This is a genomic window from Dickeya ananatis (genome assembly GCF_019464615.1).
Lineage (GTDB): Bacteria > Pseudomonadota > Gammaproteobacteria > Enterobacterales > Enterobacteriaceae > Dickeya > Dickeya oryzae.
Map to the genome: position 1 here is coordinate 26,701 of NZ_CP040816.1, position 16,733 is coordinate 43,433.

At 58.5% G+C, this 16,733-nt stretch carries 16 protein-coding genes; 15 read left to right on the forward strand and 1 reads right to left on the reverse strand.

The window, feature by feature from the left end:
• Positions 1-545: 545 nt before the first annotated feature.
• From FGI04_RS00100 to nifM, 15 genes are all read left to right on the forward strand, one after another.
• Entirely contained in the window at positions 546-1,292 is a 747-nt protein-coding gene (locus FGI04_RS00100; protein WP_342698500.1) for a hypothetical protein, read from the forward strand.
• A 629-nt stretch (positions 1,293-1,921) separates the two neighbouring features.
• Complete coding sequence (gene nifH / locus FGI04_RS00105; RefSeq protein WP_171851490.1) at positions 1,922-2,803, forward strand: nitrogenase iron protein; 882 nt, start codon at positions 1,922-1,924, stop codon at positions 2,801-2,803.
• A 59-nt stretch (positions 2,804-2,862) separates the two neighbouring features.
• Positions 2,863-4,311: a nitrogenase molybdenum-iron protein alpha chain gene (gene nifD / locus FGI04_RS00110; RefSeq protein ID WP_407274899.1), complete on the forward strand. Its 1,449-nt coding sequence runs from the start codon at positions 2,863-2,865 to the stop codon at positions 4,309-4,311.
• An 84-nt stretch (positions 4,312-4,395) separates the two neighbouring features.
• On the forward strand, positions 4,396-5,964 hold the full coding sequence (gene nifK / locus FGI04_RS00115; RefSeq protein WP_407337221.1) for a nitrogenase molybdenum-iron protein subunit beta: 1,569 nt from the start codon (positions 4,396-4,398) through the stop codon (positions 5,962-5,964).
• 100 nt (positions 5,965-6,064) lie between these two features.
• Entirely contained in the window at positions 6,065-6,283 is a 219-nt protein-coding gene (gene nifT / locus FGI04_RS00120; protein WP_342698503.1) for a putative nitrogen fixation protein NifT, read from the forward strand.
• Between the two features lie 12 nt (positions 6,284-6,295).
• Positions 6,296-6,958 carry a NifB/NifX family molybdenum-iron cluster-binding protein gene (locus FGI04_RS00125; protein ID WP_407321877.1) on the forward strand — a complete coding sequence of 221 codons (663 nt, stop codon included), beginning with the start codon at positions 6,296-6,298 and terminating at the stop codon, positions 6,956-6,958.
• A gap of 382 nt (positions 6,959-7,340) precedes the next feature.
• Positions 7,341-8,714 carry a nitrogenase iron-molybdenum cofactor biosynthesis protein NifE gene (nifE, locus tag FGI04_RS00130; protein WP_342698506.1) on the forward strand — a complete coding sequence of 458 codons (1,374 nt, stop codon included), beginning with the start codon at positions 7,341-7,343 and terminating at the stop codon, positions 8,712-8,714.
• A 10-nt stretch (positions 8,715-8,724) separates the two neighbouring features.
• On the forward strand, positions 8,725-10,110 hold the full coding sequence (nifN, locus tag FGI04_RS00135; RefSeq protein WP_407337222.1) for a nitrogenase iron-molybdenum cofactor biosynthesis protein NifN: 1,386 nt from the start codon (positions 8,725-8,727) through the stop codon (positions 10,108-10,110).
• On the forward strand, positions 10,097-10,564 hold the full coding sequence (locus tag FGI04_RS00140) for a NifB/NifX family molybdenum-iron cluster-binding protein (RefSeq protein ID WP_342698508.1): 468 nt from the start codon (positions 10,097-10,099) through the stop codon (positions 10,562-10,564). Before nifN ends, FGI04_RS00140 begins: the two co-directional genes overlap by 14 nt.
• Before the next feature lie 214 nt (positions 10,565-10,778).
• Positions 10,779-11,606 (forward strand): Fe-S cluster assembly protein NifU, encoded by an 828-nt coding sequence (gene nifU / locus FGI04_RS00145; RefSeq protein ID WP_407274113.1) that lies wholly within the window; start codon positions 10,779-10,781, stop codon positions 11,604-11,606.
• Between the two features lie 36 nt (positions 11,607-11,642).
• On the forward strand, positions 11,643-12,887 hold the full coding sequence (nifS, locus tag FGI04_RS00150; RefSeq protein ID WP_342698510.1) for a cysteine desulfurase NifS: 1,245 nt from the start codon (positions 11,643-11,645) through the stop codon (positions 12,885-12,887).
• 11 nt (positions 12,888-12,898) lie between these two features.
• Positions 12,899-14,047: a homocitrate synthase gene (nifV, locus tag FGI04_RS00155; protein WP_407337223.1), complete on the forward strand. Its 1,149-nt coding sequence runs from the start codon at positions 12,899-12,901 to the stop codon at positions 14,045-14,047.
• Positions 14,048-14,051: 4 nt separating this feature from the next.
• On the forward strand, positions 14,052-14,327 hold the full coding sequence (locus tag FGI04_RS00160) for a nitrogenase-stabilizing/protective protein NifW (protein ID WP_342698512.1): 276 nt from the start codon (positions 14,052-14,054) through the stop codon (positions 14,325-14,327).
• A complete protein-coding gene (locus tag FGI04_RS00165; RefSeq protein ID WP_342698513.1) occupies positions 14,311-14,754 on the forward strand; it encodes a nitrogen fixation protein NifZ in 444 nt (147 codons plus the stop codon). The genes FGI04_RS00160 and FGI04_RS00165 overlap by 17 nt, the downstream gene beginning before the upstream one ends.
• Positions 14,755-14,768: 14 nt before the next feature.
• Positions 14,769-15,554 carry a nitrogen fixation protein NifM gene (gene nifM / locus FGI04_RS00170; RefSeq protein WP_342698514.1) on the forward strand — a complete coding sequence of 262 codons (786 nt, stop codon included), beginning with the start codon at positions 14,769-14,771 and terminating at the stop codon, positions 15,552-15,554.
• A 212-nt stretch (positions 15,555-15,766) separates the two neighbouring features.
• On the opposite strand, the gene FGI04_RS00175 is transcribed toward nifM, so the two are convergent.
• Positions 15,767-16,297, reverse strand: a complete 531-nt coding sequence (locus FGI04_RS00175) for a flavodoxin (RefSeq protein ID WP_342698515.1) — start codon at positions 16,295-16,297, stop codon at positions 15,767-15,769.
• Between the last annotated feature and the right edge of the window lie 436 nt (positions 16,298-16,733).

The following is a 16,733-nucleotide window of genomic DNA, read 5'->3' on the forward strand; positions in this document are numbered from 1 at the left end:
CGGCATTGCGCTGGTGTGATTGGGCGGAACAAGACACGAACTGCGACATCCTGTCGGCCTGCCAACAAAGTGTTGTATCTGTTCCATGCTCGGGCTACTGCTTGCCGTGCGTCAGATGGGAGAGGGCATATGAAGGCATCGTCGCGATCGACCCTATGGTCTGATAATAATAATTACGCTTCGGAATTATTTTATTCTGAATAATATGCGTAAATGTTTTTTAAAATATCCTGTATATACCCCAAATAATTCGAGTTGCAGGACAATACGCTCGCGTGTTGAACAACGCAACGTGCTGCGGCCCTGCTCAAGGAGGGGCCGAGTAATAAAGCCAACGAACCTGCAACTTGAAGTATGACGGGTATATCAATAGGAATGAAAAATGGGGTGAGTTAATTAATCCAATTGGCATTAATGGATTAGTAATGGCAAAAATATCATATTCTGTTTTCTTGAGCATGGAATTACCTCTGCCTACAGTTATTAGGCGGGCGGTAATTTCATCGCTTTAATCCTGAAATATTATTTATCAAGAGGAACTGAATATGGCTATTGCAGTCGAAACCCTGAATGCGGTGCAGTTGAAATCAAGTATTAGTGATGGCAGCCGTACCACATTAGGTACGGGAGATGCGGTGACATTTACCAATTTACCTAATCAGCCGGTTGCCATTGTGGCGTATAACAATACGGGGAATACAACCAGTTTTAATGTGGCCTATAACAATCAGGCGCCGACCAATTATCAGATTGATTCCGTACAGGCTCAGGGTTTTTCTCTCGGGCTGGCTTACCTCATCAATCCCGGTGTGACCCATGCCAGTGAGATCACGGTTTCCGTACCGAAAACGGAACAACAGGGGGCGTCCATTGATGTCTATGCGGTCAGTCTCTATTTTCCGCTGGGTAAAATCCAGAATCAGGAAATCCCGCTGGATGGGCGCAGCGTGCATTTCAACGGTTATTCCCGCTCTTATGCCACTCCGCCGCTGGCCTGGTATGCACTGACCGTTCAATCCGGCAATACCGGGCAGGTAGGGTTGTATTTCTCCGGCAGTCATGTTGATGTCATTGCGGTTAATACGCCGAGTGAAATCAAGGATTTATTAAAAACCAAAGTGATTGCCACCTCCGGCAGCGGTATTGCCAGCACGGATTTTGATATTTTGGTAAATCCGGGAAATTCTTATACCAAGAGTTTTTACGGTGTATCGAGCCAACTGGTTTATTCGCCGATATCCGCGGCTAATACCACCCAAGATGGCTCTATTTCCATTCAGAAAATTTCATGACGATTATTTATTCTGAAAAAAATAAGTCAGAATTATATACCCAAAATAATTTGAGTTGCAGGAAGGCGGCGATGCAGCGAATCCCCGGGAGCTTACACAAGTAAGTGACCGGGGTGAGCGACAAATCTGCCGGGAGCAGATTTGAACGCAGTTCGCTGCGGCCCGTAGGGCGAGACCCAGGGATGGGCCGAGTAATAAAGTCAACACATCTGCAACTTGAAGTATGACAGGTATAGCTAAATATGTGTGAATGTATTCTTCAATAATAACCACGTTTGGATAACCAGCGTGGTTGTTTTTTTATTCTTCTTTTAATTCATCTTCTTTTAATTCATCTTATTTTTTTATCCTATCGATCATCGCGGCGTTTAAGAAAGTATACCCTATTCCGGTTCCATACCGCCGGCTGGCGTCGTGGTTTGTCGCACACGGTATTCAGACGGTATCCCGATTGTCCCTTTTCCAACAATTGGTCTGTCGATTGTCTCGTCCCTGTGCCGGAACAGCAATCGACGATTTTTAAAAATAAATATAAATCAATGTGTTGACTGAGTTGGCCCGGCTGGTACGTTCCCTGCACTCCTTGAGTTGTGTGCAACAAGCATTCAACCCGAACAGGAGAAGCAATCATGGCAATGCGTCAATGCGCCATCTATGGCAAGGGCGGTATCGGTAAATCCACCACCACCCAGAATCTGGTCGCCGCGCTGGCGGAGATGGGGAAGAAAGTGATGATCGTCGGCTGCGACCCGAAGGCGGATTCCACCCGTCTGATCCTGCACGCCAAGGCCCAGAACACCATTATGGAAATGGCGGCGGAAGTCGGCTCGGTGGAAGACCTGGAACTGGAGGACGTGCTGCAAATCGGCTACGGCGGCGTGCGCTGTGCTGAATCCGGCGGTCCGGAGCCGGGCGTCGGCTGCGCCGGTCGCGGCGTCATCACCGCCATCAACTTCCTCGAAGAAGAGGGCGCGTATGAAGAGGACATCGACTTCGTGTTTTACGACGTGCTGGGCGATGTGGTGTGCGGCGGCTTCGCCATGCCTATCCGTGAAAACAAGGCGCAGGAAATCTACATCGTTTGCTCCGGTGAGATGATGGCGATGTACGCCGCCAACAACATTTCCAAAGGCATCGTGAAGTACGCCAAATCCGGCAAGGTGCGCCTAGGCGGGTTGATCTGCAATTCTCGTCAGACCGATCGGGAAGATGAGTTGATCATCGCGCTGGCGGAAAAACTTGGCACCCAGATGATTCACTTCGTGCCGCGCGACAACATCGTGCAGCGCGCCGAAATTCGCCGTATGACGGTGATCGAATACGACCCTAAATGCCATCAGGCCGATGAGTACCGCACGCTGGCGGGCAAGATCGTCAACAACACCAAAATGGTGGTACCGACGCCGGTAACGATGGACGAACTGGAATCGCTATTGATGGAGTTCGGTATCATGGAAGAAGAAGACACCAGCATCATCGGCAAGACCGCCGCCGAAGAGAATGCCGCCTGATGACCCCCGCGCCGGCGGCCGTGAGACGGGCGCCTGGCGAAGCATGAAGGAAAGACGGAATGACAAACGCAACCAGTGAACGTAATCAGGCGATCATCCAGGAAGTTTTGGAGGTTTTCCCTGAAAAAGCGCGCAAAGATCGCAAAAAACACATGATGGTGACTGACCCGGCGATGGAAAGTGTGGGCAAATGCATCGTGTCCAACCGCAAATCCCTGCCGGGGGTGATGACCGTTCGCGGTTGTGCCTATGCCGGCTCCAAAGGTGTGGTGTTCGGCCCGATTAAGGACATGGCCCACATTTCTCACGGGCCGATCGGCTGCGGGCAGTATTCCCGCGCCGGACGCCGCAACTATTACACCGGCGTCAGCGGGGTGAACAGTTTCGGCACCCTGAATTTCACCTCCGATTTTCAGGAAAAAGACATCGTGTTCGGCGGTGATAAAAAGCTCACCAAACTGATCGAGGAACTGGAGCAACTGTTCCCGCTGACCAAGGGTATTTCCATTCAGTCGGAGTGCCCGGTCGGGTTGATCGGCGACGATATCGAAGCCGTCGCCAACGCCAGCCGCAAAGCCATCGGCAAACCGGTGGTGCCGGTACGCTGCGAAGGATTTCGCGGCGTGTCGCAGTCGCTAGGGCACCACATCGCCAACGACGTGATCCGCGACTGGGTGCTGGATAACCGCGACGGTAAACCGTTCGAATCCACGCCGTACGACGTGGCGATCATCGGCGACTACAACATCGGCGGCGACGCCTGGGCCTCGCGCATTCTGCTCGAAGAGATGGGGCTGCGGGTGGTGGCGCAGTGGTCCGGCGACGGCACGCTGGTGGAGATGGAAAACACTCCGCATGTGAAGCTGAATCTGGTGCATTGCTACCGGTCGATGAACTACATCTCGCGTCACATGGAGGAAAAACACGGCATTCCGTGGATGGAGTACAACTTCTTTGGGCCGACCAAGATAGCTGAGTCGCTGCGTAAAATCGCTGCGCAGTTCGATGACACCATCCAGCAAAATGCCGAAGCGGTGATCGCTCGTTATCAGGCCCAGACCGACGCGGTGATCGCCAAATACCGCCCTCGGCTTGAGGGGCGCAAGGTCATGCTGTATCTCGGCGGGCTGCGGCCGCGCCACATCATCGGCGCGTATGAAGACCTCGGTATGGAGATCATCGGTACCGGCTACGAATTTGGTCACAACGACGATTATGACCGCACGTTGCCGGAGCTGAAGGAAGGCACGCTGATGTTTGACGATGCCAGCAGTTACGAGCTGGAAGCTTTCGTCAAGGCGCTGAAACCGGACCTGATCGGCTCCGGCATCAAGGAAAAGTACATCTTTCAGAAAATGGGGGTGCCGTTCCGCCAGATGCACTCCTGGGACTACTCCGGTCCGTACCACGGCTATGACGGCTTCGCCATCTTCGCCCGCGACATGGACATGACGCTCAATAACCCCAGTTGGAACGAGTTAACCGCCCCGTGGCTGAAGTCCGCCTGATGAGGGTGATTTAGCGATGATTGTTGACAAAACCAGCCTGATATCCCGTCAGTTCACCGATTAGTGGCGCGGGAGGAGAACACCATGAGTCAAACTGCCGAAAAAACCCATTCCTGCTACCCGTTGTTCGAGCAGGAAGAGTACCAGACGCTGTTTCGCAACAAGCGCGGTATGGAAGAAGCCCACGACGAACAGCGCGTACGCGACGTGTTCGAGTGGACCACCACCCAAGAGTATCAGGAGCTGAATTTCCAGCGCGAAGCGCTTACCATCGACCCGGCGAAAGCCTGCCAGCCGCTGGGCGCGGTGCTGTGCGCGCTCGGGTTTGCCAATACCTTGCCTTACGTACACGGTTCACAAGGGTGTGTCGCCTATTTCCGTACCTATTTTAATCGTCACTTTAAAGAGCCGATCGCCTGCGTTTCCGACTCGATGACCGAAGACGCCGCGGTATTCGGCGGCAATAACAATATGAACAGCGGCTTGCAAAACGCCAGCGCGCTCTATCAGCCGGAGGTGATCGCCGTCTCCACCACCTGTATGGCGGAGGTGATTGGCGATGACTTGCAGGCTTTCATCGCCAACGCCAAGAAAGACGGGTTTGTCGCGGCAGACATGCCTGTCCCTTACGCCCACACCCCGAGTTTTATCGGCAGCCATATCACCGGCTGGGACAACATGTTCGAAGGCTTTGCCCGCACCTTTACCACCGGTGAAGGGAAAAACTACCAACCCGGCAGCCAGCCGCGGCTGAATCTGGTTACCGGGTTTGAAACCTACCTCGGCAACTACCGGGTGATCAAACGGATGATGGCGCAGATGGATGTGCCGGCAAGCCTGCTGTCGGATCCGTCCGAGGTGCTGGATACCCCGGCCGACGGCCACTACCGCATGTACGCCGGCGGCACCAGCCAGCAGGAGATGCGCGAAGCGCCGAACGCCATTGATACGCTGTTGTTGCAGCCGTGGCATCTGGTGAAAACCAGGAAGATGGTGCAGGAGGAATGGAGCCAGCCCGCCACCGACGTGCCGGTGCCGATCGGTCTGGCGGCCACCGACAAATTGCTGATGACGGTCAGCGAACTGACCGGCAAACCAATTGGCGAGGCGCTAACACTGGAGCGCGGCCGGCTGGTGGATATGATGCTCGACTCCCACACCTGGTTGCACGGCAAACGCTTCGGCCTGTACGGCGATCCGGATTTTGTTATGGGGCTAACCCAGTTTCTGCTGGAACTGGGCTGTGAACCGACGGTGATCCTGTGTCACAACGGCAGCAAGCGCTGGCAAAAGGCGATGAAGAAATTACTGGAAGTGTCGCCCTACGGCCAGGACAGCGAGGTGTACATCAACTGCGATCTGTGGCACTTCCGCTCGCTGATGTTCACCAACAAACCGGATTTCATGATCGGCAACTCCTACGGCAAGTTCATCCAACGCGACACGTTGGCGAAGGGCGAGCAGTTTGAAGTGCCGCTGATCCGGCTCGGCTTCCCGTTGTTCGATCGTCACCACCTGCACCGCCAGACCACCTGGGGTTACGAAGGCGCGATGTCGATCCTTACCACGCTGGTGAATGCGGTGCTGGAGAAACTGGATCACGACACCATGAAGCTCGGCCAGACCGACTACAACTTCGATCTGATCCGTTGATGTGGCGGCGCTTCCCCGCGGCGGGGAGGTAGTGCGGCCTTTTGCCACAATCAGGCGCCCGGCGTTGTCCGGGCGGTCCTGTTCCTTGAAGGAGAAACCGATGCCAGTGGTGATTTTTCGTGAGCGCAACGCGCAACTGTATTGCTACATCGCCAAGCTGGACCTGGAAGCCAAAGTAACGGGCATGGAGTTTGATCGGCACGATTATTGGGGCGGACGCGTCGAGCTGGAAGGCGGTAAAGCCTATTACGTTAATCCTCAGGACACGAAACCCGTGTTCCCGGTTAGCTTGCGCGCCAGCCGTGCCGAGCTTGGATAAGGAGAAAGGAGCATGTCTGATGATGATGTGTTGTTCTGGCGTCTGTTCGCGCTGATCCAGTGCCTGCCGGAACTGCCGCCGCCCCGGCTGTTAGGCTGGCTTGGCGATGGCGATGAGACGGCGCTGGATGCCGACCGGCTGGCGTCGCTGACGCAGGCGGAACTGGCGGCACGCTTCCCGGTCGATGCCGACGCCATGACTCCGGCACGCTGGCGCACGGTGATGGATTGCCTGCGCGGCGTGCTGCCGGCGCACCTGGCGGTTGCGGCGCCAGCCCGCCGCAAGCCGCAACTGCTGGCGGCGTTCGCATCGCAGGACGGGCTGACCATTAACGGCCACTTCGGTCAGTGTCGGCTGTTTTTCATCTATGCGTTCGATCAGGACGGTTCCTGGCTGCATGACCTTCGCCGCTATCAGCCCGCCGGGGGCGAGCAGGAAGGTAATGAGGTACGTTCAGCGCTGCTGAACGACTGTCACCTGTTGTTTTGCGAGGCGATTGGCGGCCCGGCGGCGGCACGCATCATCCGCCATAACATCCACCCGGTAAAGGTTGTGCCCGGTATCCTGATTCAATCCCAGCGCGACGCGCTGCAAACCCTGCTGGCCAGCACGCTGCCGCCGTGGCTCGCCAAACGGCTGGAGAAAGGCAACCCATTGGAAGATAGGGTATTTTGATGCCCGGCAAACATACCGTACGTTGGTATGTTTGCTTCCGGCGTTTGACGCTCGCTGTCTTGCATAGGACGTTTGTCGCTCCGCATTGTGTGCCGCCGCCCGCTACCATCTCGTGAATGTCTGACTCATCGGCAAGACCGGCGGGGATGGGAAACCACGTTACCCGAGATTAAACGCGGCCGGTTTGCCGTTGACGTTGGCGACGAAGCCGCATTGGCGTGGCGTGCCCCGCAATGATGCGTGCCCCGCGTTACCGGTCATCTGCGCCAATTGTCTGCTTTGTCGTAAACCTCACATCACTTTTTCCTTATAAATCAAAATATCAGCGCTGGCCTGCGTTTTGCAGTACTCGGGTGATATCAACAAACGTGGCGAGGGTGAGATGAAGGGAAGTGAGATTCTGGCATTGTTCGACGAGCCAGCCTGTGAACACAACCACAAGCAAAAGTCGGGGTGCAGCGCACCCAAACCCGGCGCCACCGCGGGCGGCTGTGCGTTTGACGGCGCGCAGATCACGCTGCTGCCGCTGGCGGATGTTGCCCATCTGGTACACGGGCCGATTGGCTGCACCGGCAGTTCCTGGGATAACCGCGGTAGCCAGAGTTCCGGTCCGACGCTCAACCGGCTCGGCTTCACCACCGATCTCAACGAGCAGGACGTGATCATGGGGCGCGGCGAACGGCGGCTATTTCACGCGGTGCGGCATATCGTCAGCCGTTATCACCCGGCGGCGGTATTTATCTACAACACCTGCGTGCCGGCGATGGAAGGCGACGACATCGAGGCGGTGTGCCGCGCCGCATCGACAGCGGTGGGCGTGCCGGTGGTCGCCATCGATGCCGCCGGGTTTTACGGCAGCAAGAATTTCGGCAACCGGCTGGCGGGCGAGGTGATGGTGAAACAGGTGATCGGCCAACGGGAGCCGGCCCCCTGGCCGCAGGACACGCCATTCGCCCCTGGACACCGGCACGATATCGGCCTGATTGGCGAATTCAATATCGCCGGCGAGTTCTGGAATGTGCTGCCGCTGCTGGATGAACTGGGCATTCGGGTGCTGGGTAGTTTGTCCGGTGATGCCCGTTTCGCCGAAATCCAGACGTTGCACCGGGCTGAGGTGAATATGCTGGTGTGTTCGCGGGCGCTGATCAACGTCGCCCGGCAACTGGAGCAGCGCTACGCCATTCCGTGGTTTGAAGGCAGCTTTTACGGCGTGCGGGCGATGTCCGATGCGCTACGGCAACTGGCGGCGATGACCGGCGATACCGACCTGATGACCCGCACCGATGCGCTGATCGCTCGCGAAGAGGCCGCCACCGCGCAGGCGCTGGTGCCGTACCGCGAACGTTTACAGGGACGCAAGGTGTTGCTGTATACCGGTGGTGTCAAGTCCTGGTCGGTGGTGTCGGCGTTGCAGGATCTGGGCATCACGGTGGTCGCCACCGGCACCCGCAAATCCACCGAAGAGGACAAGCAGCGTATCCGCGAACTGATGGGCGACGATGCGCTGATGCTGGAAGAGGGCAACGCCCGCACACTGCTGGATGTGGTCTACCGCTACGGTGCGGACATGATGATCGCCGGCGGGCGCAACATGTACACCGCGTACAAGGCGCGGCTGCCGTTTCTGGACATCAATCAGGAGCGCGAGCACGCGTTCGCTGGGTATCGTGGGCTGGTGACGCTGGCGCAGCAACTGTGCCTGACGCTGGACAGCCCCATCTGGCGGCAAACTCATCAACGGGCCCCGTGGCACTAAGGAGCAATCGATGGCACAGGTGATTCGTAATAAAAAACCGCTGGCGACCAGCCCGATTAAAAGCGGGCAGCCACTGGGAGCGATTCTGGCCGCTCAGGGTATCGAGCACAGCATTCCGCTGGTACATGGCGCGCAGGGCTGTAGCGCTTTCGCCAAGGTATTTTTCATCCAGCATTTTCATGAGCCGATTCCGTTGCAGTCCACTGCGATGGACCCGACCACCACCATCATGGGAGCGGACGACAACATCTTCACCGCGCTTGCCACGTTGTGCCAGCGCAATACGCCAAAGGCGATCATACTGGTCAGTACCGGATTGTCCGAAGCGCAAGGTAGCGATATGGCGCGGGCGGTGCGGCAATTCCGCGACGACTATCCGCGCTTTAAGTCGGTGGCGATCCTGACGGTCAATACGCCGGATTTTTACGGATCGCTGGAGAATGGCTTCAGTGCGGTGGTAGAAAGCGTTATCCAGCAGTGGGTGCCGGATAAACCGCCGGTGGGGACGCGCAACCGGCGCGTCAATCTGCTGTTGAGTCATCTGCTCAATCCCGGCGATGTCGAACTGATCCGCAGTTACGTCGAAGCGTTTGGGCTGCAACCGGTGATCCTGCCGGATCTCTCTCAATCGCTGGATGGGCATCTCGCCTGTGGCGATTTTCAGGCGGTAACGCAGGGCGGTACGCCGTTACGCGGCATCGAGCAGATGGGGCAAAGCCTGAGCACCGTCGCTATTGGCGTGTCGCTGAGCCGCGCCGCCAGTCTGCTGGCGATGCGTAGCCGCGGCCAGTCGCTCAGCCTGCCGCATCTAATGACGCTGGAGAACATGGACTGCTTCATTCAGCATCTGCAACAACTGGCCGGACGCGACGTACCGGCGTGGATTGATCGCCAGCGTGGCCAGTTGCAGGACGCGATGATCGACTGTCATATGTGGCTGCAAGGGCAGCGCATGGCGCTGGCGGCGGAAGGCGATCTGCTGGCGGGCTGGTGCGACTTCGCGCTCAGCCAGGGGATAACGCCGGGGCCGGTGGTGGCACCGGTTAACCAGCCGAGCCTGGCGGCGTTGCCAGTGGAGCAGGTGCTGATCGGCGATCTGGAAGATTTACAGGATCAACTGTGCGACAACCCGGCCGACATGCTGGTGTCCAATTCCCATGCCGCCGATCTGGCGGAACAGTTCGGCATCCCGCTGATCCGCGCCGGATTTCCTGTCTTCGATAAGATCGGCGAATTCCGCCGCCCACGTCAGGGTTACGCCGGTATGCGCGACACCCTGTTTGAACTGGCGAACCTGATGCTGGCGCGCCATCATCACCAGCCGGTGTATCACTCGCCGCTCAAGCAGCAGTTTGCGCCGCCGCGACGTCAGGAGGCGGATCATGCAGCCTGTTAACCGGCATCTTAGCGCCATCAGTACCGGCGTGTGGTCCATGAAGGTGGCGTTCGCCAGTTCTGACTATCACCATGTCGATCAACACTTTGGCGCCACGCCCCGGCTGGTGGTTTACGGCGTAAAGGAAGATCAGGTCACGTTGCTGAAAGTGGCGGATTTCAACGTGTGCTACGGTCATCAGGAAGACAAACTCACCTGCCGTATCGACGCGCTGGAGGATTGCGTCACGCTGTATTGCGTGGCGATTGGCGACACTGTGTTCCGCCAGTTGCTGCAGGTGGGCGTGCGGGCGGTGCGGGTACCGGCCGATACGCCGATCGCCCAACTGCTACAACAGATCCAACAGTGCTGGCACGACGACGAGCAGCGCGTTGCCCGCCGCCAGCGCGACCCTGACCGTTTCGATCGACTGATCGCCGAACAGGAGTGGAGCGAGGAGGATGATGTGTTGTGAGGCAGTCATGTCACCTCTCTGACAAAACCGACATAAACCGCGACATTCGTTGCGGTTTTTTTATTGGTCATCACGGCTATCTTGTTGATCTGCATTTATTTATGTGACTGGCATCACATTTGCTCTGACTCTGCTTACTCAGATATGCAACGCGCGTGAGTGACGGGCGGCTGGGTGCCCGGCGTTTTCACCCATTCAGTAGGGAGCAGAGCAGATGTGGAACTATTCCGAGAAAGTGAAAGACCATTTTTTTAATCCCCGCAACGCCCGGGTGGTGGCGGAAGCCAACGCCGTGGGCGATGTCGGTTCGCTCAGTTGTGGCGATGCCCTGCGGCTGATGTTACGCGTCGATCCGGACAGCGAAACCATCCTCGATGCCGGGTTTCAGACTTTCGGCTGCGGTAGCGCCATCGCGTCGTCTTCGGCGCTGACGGAGCTAATTATCGGTCGCACCCTGCGGGAAGCGGAACAGGTAACCAACCAGCAGATTGCCGATTATCTCGACGGTCTGCCGCCGGAAAAAATGCATTGTTCGGTGATGGGGCAGGAAGCGTTGCGGGTGGCGATCGCCAACTACCGTGGCGAAACACTGGAGGACGATCACGAGGAAGGCGCGCTGATCTGTAAATGTTTTGCGGTGGATGAAGGGCAGATCCGCCGCGCGGTGGTGGCGAATGGCCTGACGACGTTGCAGGAGGTGATCCATTACACCAAAGCAGGCGGCGGTTGCAGCGCCTGTCATGAAAAGATCGAACTGGCGCTGGCGCAGATCCTGAGCGAGCACCAGACGGTGCCGGCTGCGACGGCAATCGTGGTGAAGGATGCGCGCTGGCAACAGGTGGCGGAGGCGGTGGCGGAACTCCGACCGCACATTCAGGCCGACGGCGGCGATATGTCGCTGGTGAATGTCAGCGAGCGTCAGGTCACGGTGAGCCTGTCCGGCAGTTGCAGCGGTTGCATGATGACCGATATGACGCTGGCCTGGCTGCAACAGAAGCTGGTGGAGCGCACCGGGCAGTATATGGACGTGGTGGCGGCGTAAATGGCCGTCAGGCATGACAGGCATGAGGAAAAAACCATGAATAACGTGTATCCGGACAAAAAAAACGGTCCAGACAAGAAAATCTATCTGGATAACAACGCCACCACCCGGCTTGACCCGATGGTGCTGGAAGCGATGTTGCCGTTTCTGACCGAACATTACGGCAACCCGTCGTCGATCCACGATTTCGGTACGCCGTGCCGCGGTGCGCTGGAACGGGCGCGCCAGCAGGTAGCCAGCTTGCTGGGGGCGCGTTATGACAGCGAGATCCTGTTTACCTCCTGCGCCACCGAAGCGACGTCCACCGCCATTTACTCCGCGGTGAATCTGGCGCCGGAACGGCGTGAAATCATCACCACCGCGGTGGAGCACCCGGCCACGCTGGAGGTGTGCGAGCATCTGGCGCGGCAGGGCTACACCATTCACCGGCTGGCGGTGTCGCCGCAGGGCGAGCTGGATCTGGCGGAATACCGCCGCTTGCTGAGCGATCGCGTCGCGCTGGTCAGCGTGATGTGGGCCAACAATGAAACCGGGGTGGTATTCCCGGTGCCGGAGATGGCGGCGTTGGCGCATGAACACGGCGTGTTGTTTCACTGCGACGCGGTACAGGCGGTGGGCAAAATCCCGATGGTACTGTCCGCCACCGATATTGACATGCTCTCCTGCTCGGCGCACAAGATCCACGGCCCTAAAGGCGTGGGTTGCCTGTATCTGCGCCGTAACACGCGTTTTCGTCCACTGCTGCGTGGCGGGCACCAGGAGCGCGGCCGGCGCGCCGGCACGGAAAATATCGCCGGGATTGTCGGCATGGGCAGCGCCTGCGAACTGGCGGAAGTGCACTTGCCGATGATGACGGCGGCGGTGGCACCGCTGCGCGATACCTTGCAGAGCGAACTGGTGCGGCGCATTCCCAGCGTAATGGTGATGGGCGGCGGGCAACCGCGCACCCCCAACACCCTCAATATGGCGTTCGAATTTATCGAAGGGGAAGCGATTCTGCTGCTGATGAACCATGTCGGCATCGCCGCCTCCAGTGGCAGCGCCTGCACGTCCGGCTCGCTGGAGCCGTCGCACGTGATGCGGGCGATGGACATTCCCTACACCGCCGCCCACGGCAGTATCCGTTTCTCGCTGTCGCGCTATACCCGCGAAAAAGAGATCGACTATGTGATTGAGCAACTGCCGCCGATTATCGCCCGGCTGAGAACACTGTCGCCTTACTGGCAGCAGGACAAACCGGCGGCGTTGACCGGGACGACATTCGCGCCGACCTACGGCTAAGGGGGACGGTGATGGAACAGGTGATCATCAACGACACGACCCTGCGCGATGGCGAGCAGAGCCCGGGGGTGGCGTTTCGTGCCTGCGAAAAGCTGGCGATTGCCGAGTCGCTGGCGGAGGCGGGTGTGCCGGCGCTGGAGATCGGCACTCCCGCGATGGGGGCGGAAGAGCGTTCGCGCATGGCGCTGGTGAGACGGCGGCTGCCGGGCATCGTGATGATGGCCTGGTGCCGGATGAATGAAAATGAAATCCGTCAGAGCGCCGATCTGGGTATGGACTGGGTCGATATTTCGGTACCGTCGTCCGACCGGCTGCGGCAACAGAAATTGCGTCAGCCGCTTTTCTCGCTGCTGTCCCGGTTATCGGCGTTGATTGTACTGGCGCGTCAGTGCGGGCTGCGGGTGAGCGTCGGTTGTGAAGATGCCTCGCGCGCCGGCGATGACACGCTGCGTCAGCTGGCGCAGACGGCGCAGGCTGCGGGCGCACAACGGCTGCGCTTCGCCGATACGCTGGGGGTGTTGGACCCGTTCACCACCTACGAGCGGATTCAGGCGTTGCGCCAGTGCTGGCCCGGTGAGATCGAGATGCATGCCCATAACGATTTGGGACTGGCGACCGCCAACACGCTGGCGGCGGTGCGCGCGGGGGCGACTCACGTCAACACCACCGTGCTGGGATTGGGCGAACGAGCGGGTAACGCGGCGCTGGAGTCGGTGGCGCTCGGATTGCAGCGCTGCCTCGGGCGCGCAAGCGGCATTCGTTTCGAGCGCTTGCCTGCGTTGTGTCAACAGGTGGCTAACGCAGCGCAGCGCCCGATCGATAAGCAACAACCGCTGGTGGGGGAGCAGGTGTTCACCCATGAGTCCGGGGTACATGTGGCGGCGCTATTGCATGACCGGGAAAGCTATCAGGGTATCGATCCACACCTGATGGGGCGGGAGTTCCAGCTGGTGCTGGGCAAGCATTCCGGCCGTCAGGCGGTGGGCGGCGTGTTCGCCCGCCTGGGATACGGGCTTGATACGCAGCAGGTCGACGCGTTGCTCGATGTAGTGCACATGTTTGCGGAAAACGAAAAGCGCAACCCACGGGATAACGAACTGCGAGCGATTTATCAGGATCTGTTTGGCGACAGTTTGGCGTTGCGCTGTCTGGGAGGGTGAGGCGATGGAATGGTTCTACCGTTTGCCGGGAGTACAGGCGTTGCAGGGTGCCGACGCTTTTTTTGCCTTTTTCGAGGTGCCGTACGACATCGACCAGCTAAACCGGTGTCAGGTGCCGGTGCTGCGCGAGTTTCGCCGTCGGCTGATGGCGGCGGTGCCGCTGCGTAATGCGCTGGATCTGGATGATGTGCAAAACGCCGACTGGCAATTGGCGCGACGGCTGCTGGCGGAGAGTTATCAGCAATCGGTGGGGAGACGTCGCGATGACGCCGAAATTTGAGTGCGGTGATGCCGTGAGGGTGGTGCGCGCACTGCGTAACGACGGCACTTTCGTCGGACGGGCGCGCGGTGAGTTGCTGGTGCGTCGCGGCAGCATCGGATATGTACGCGAGTGGGGGGTATTTTTGCAGGATCAGATAGTCTACCAGGTGCATTTTCTCGATCGGGATCGGATCGTTGGTTGCCGTGAGTCAGAGTTAATCGACGCCGATCGCCCCTGGTTGGCGGGAGATTTCCAGTACGGCGATCGGGTGTGCTGCGCGCAACCGCTGGCGATCAAAGGCGATATCGTGGTGACGATGGGTCAGCAGGGCGAAGTGCTGGCGACGGCACAGGGAGAGCGGGGCGACAGTTGCATCGTGCTGTTCGGCGAGCGGCAGTTTCAAGTGCCGGTATCGGCGCTATACAACCTGGAGGTGGAGGAATGACCGGGCGAGACAGCATGGCGCCGCCGGCCTGGCAGCGTTTTAGCCGTTTGCGGCTGGCGAAGGCCCACTGGCATTGTTTGCCGGAGCAGCTACCCGCGCCGGATCGACCGCACTTTGAGCATCAGTTGCAGCGTCAGCTGGCGCTGGAACAGGCGGTGACGGCGGCGGCTGGTCAACAGTCGCTGACGGCGACCAGCGCGCAGTTGCAGCAGGTGGCGCAACAACTGGCGGAGGAACTGACCTGTGCCGGTTTTTCCGCCGACGAACAGCAGGCTATTGTATGGCATCACGCGTTAATGGAACTGCAACTGGCGAGCGTCGGCGAACAGGCTGATGAACCGCAACCGGCTGAAATTCGGGGTTGGTATCGACAGCACGCAGACCGGTTCTGCCGACCGGAACAGCGCTTGACCCGCCATCTGTTGCTGACCGTCGATGATAACCGCCTGGCGGTTGATCACCAGATGGCCGGGGTGCTGCGTCAGTTGCGTGCCGATCCGGACGGCTTCGCGTCGCTGGCGCAGCGCCATTCTCACTGCCCGACTGCGCTGGACGGCGGCCTGCTGGGGTGGGTCAGCCGCGGCCTGTTGTTTTCGGCGCTGGAGGATAGTCTGTTTGCGTTGGCGGCAGGAGAGTTAAGCGCACCGGTGGAGACCGAACTGGGCTTGCATCTGCTGCGCTGTGAGGCGATTCGCCCGGCGGCACCGTTGCCGGAAGCGGAGGCGCTGGTTAAAGCGGGTAATTATCTGCGGTCGCAACGCCGGCGTCAGCGTCAGCGCCAGTGGTTACAGACGTTGTAGAGAGTCGCTTCCGATATCCCTTCCATCTTGTTATGAGTGTTTTTGATGGAGGAGCCCACTATCCTGACAGCGGTGTCACCCCAGTCACTGACTTGAGTCAGTTCCCAAGGATGAAATGAGAGACATCCTGCCTCACCTGGGCGGAAACGCCAGAAAGTTATCCCAGTGGCTGCGCCTACCGTTCGGGAGGCGCAGCCGGATAGGGGTAGTTTTTACAGAATGGCCGACTTGATCTGCGCCAGCCAGTTGTCGAGGCGCTGCTCCGTCTGGTCGTGCTGGTTGTCCTGATCCAGCACCAGGCCGACAAACCGGTTTTCCTGCAATGCGGCGGAGGCGTTGAACTCGTAGCCGTCGCTCGGCCAGTCGCCCACTACGCGTGCGCCCAGATCGGTCATGACGTCGTAGAGCAGTTTCAGGCCGCTGGCGAAGTTGTCCGGGTAGCCTTGCTGATCCCCCAGCCCGAACAGCGCGACGATTTTCCCTTTCAGGTCGGCACCCGCCAGTTCATCGGCGAATTCCAGCCAGGACGGTGCCTCGCAACCGGCTTCGATGCCGGGCAACTGCCCGTCGCCCAGCGTCGGGGTGCCCAGCAGCAGTACCGGATAGGACAGAAAAGTCTCCAGTGAGGTGCGGTTAATGTTGACCGGCGCGTCTGCCGCCTCGCCCAGTTTCTGATGAATCAGTTTGGCGATTTTGCGGGTTTTGCCGGTATCGGTGCCAAAGAAAATGCCAATGTTCGCCATAGCGGTGCTCCTGATTACGTGATGAAAAGAAAATGCAGGGCGATGAAATGAAGCAGCCCTCCCGGACGGTGATGTCAGGCCGTTCATTCATGCTACGAACCCTGTGGTTACATATACGGTTTTGCGAATCCCGTGCCAGTTTTGGCTGACGCGCCACATGGATTTTTCTGCACATTGATGGCGCACGATTGCACTTTTTTTGTGCTTTTTTTGTACTGCTAGCGTGGGTTTTTACCTTGATAAAGGTACACGGTAACGGGGTTTGGTGGTTTTTGGCGGCAAAACAGGGATCAGGATCAATGTTTAGTCGGCTTAATCAATAAAAGGTGCAGTGTTTGCATGGTTATTCTGCGTTAGTCGCCCGTTTGGCGGGGTATTGCAGCCTGCGACAAATTGTCGAAAAGCCGACATCTTCGCCACCAAACCGTAAGGGAGC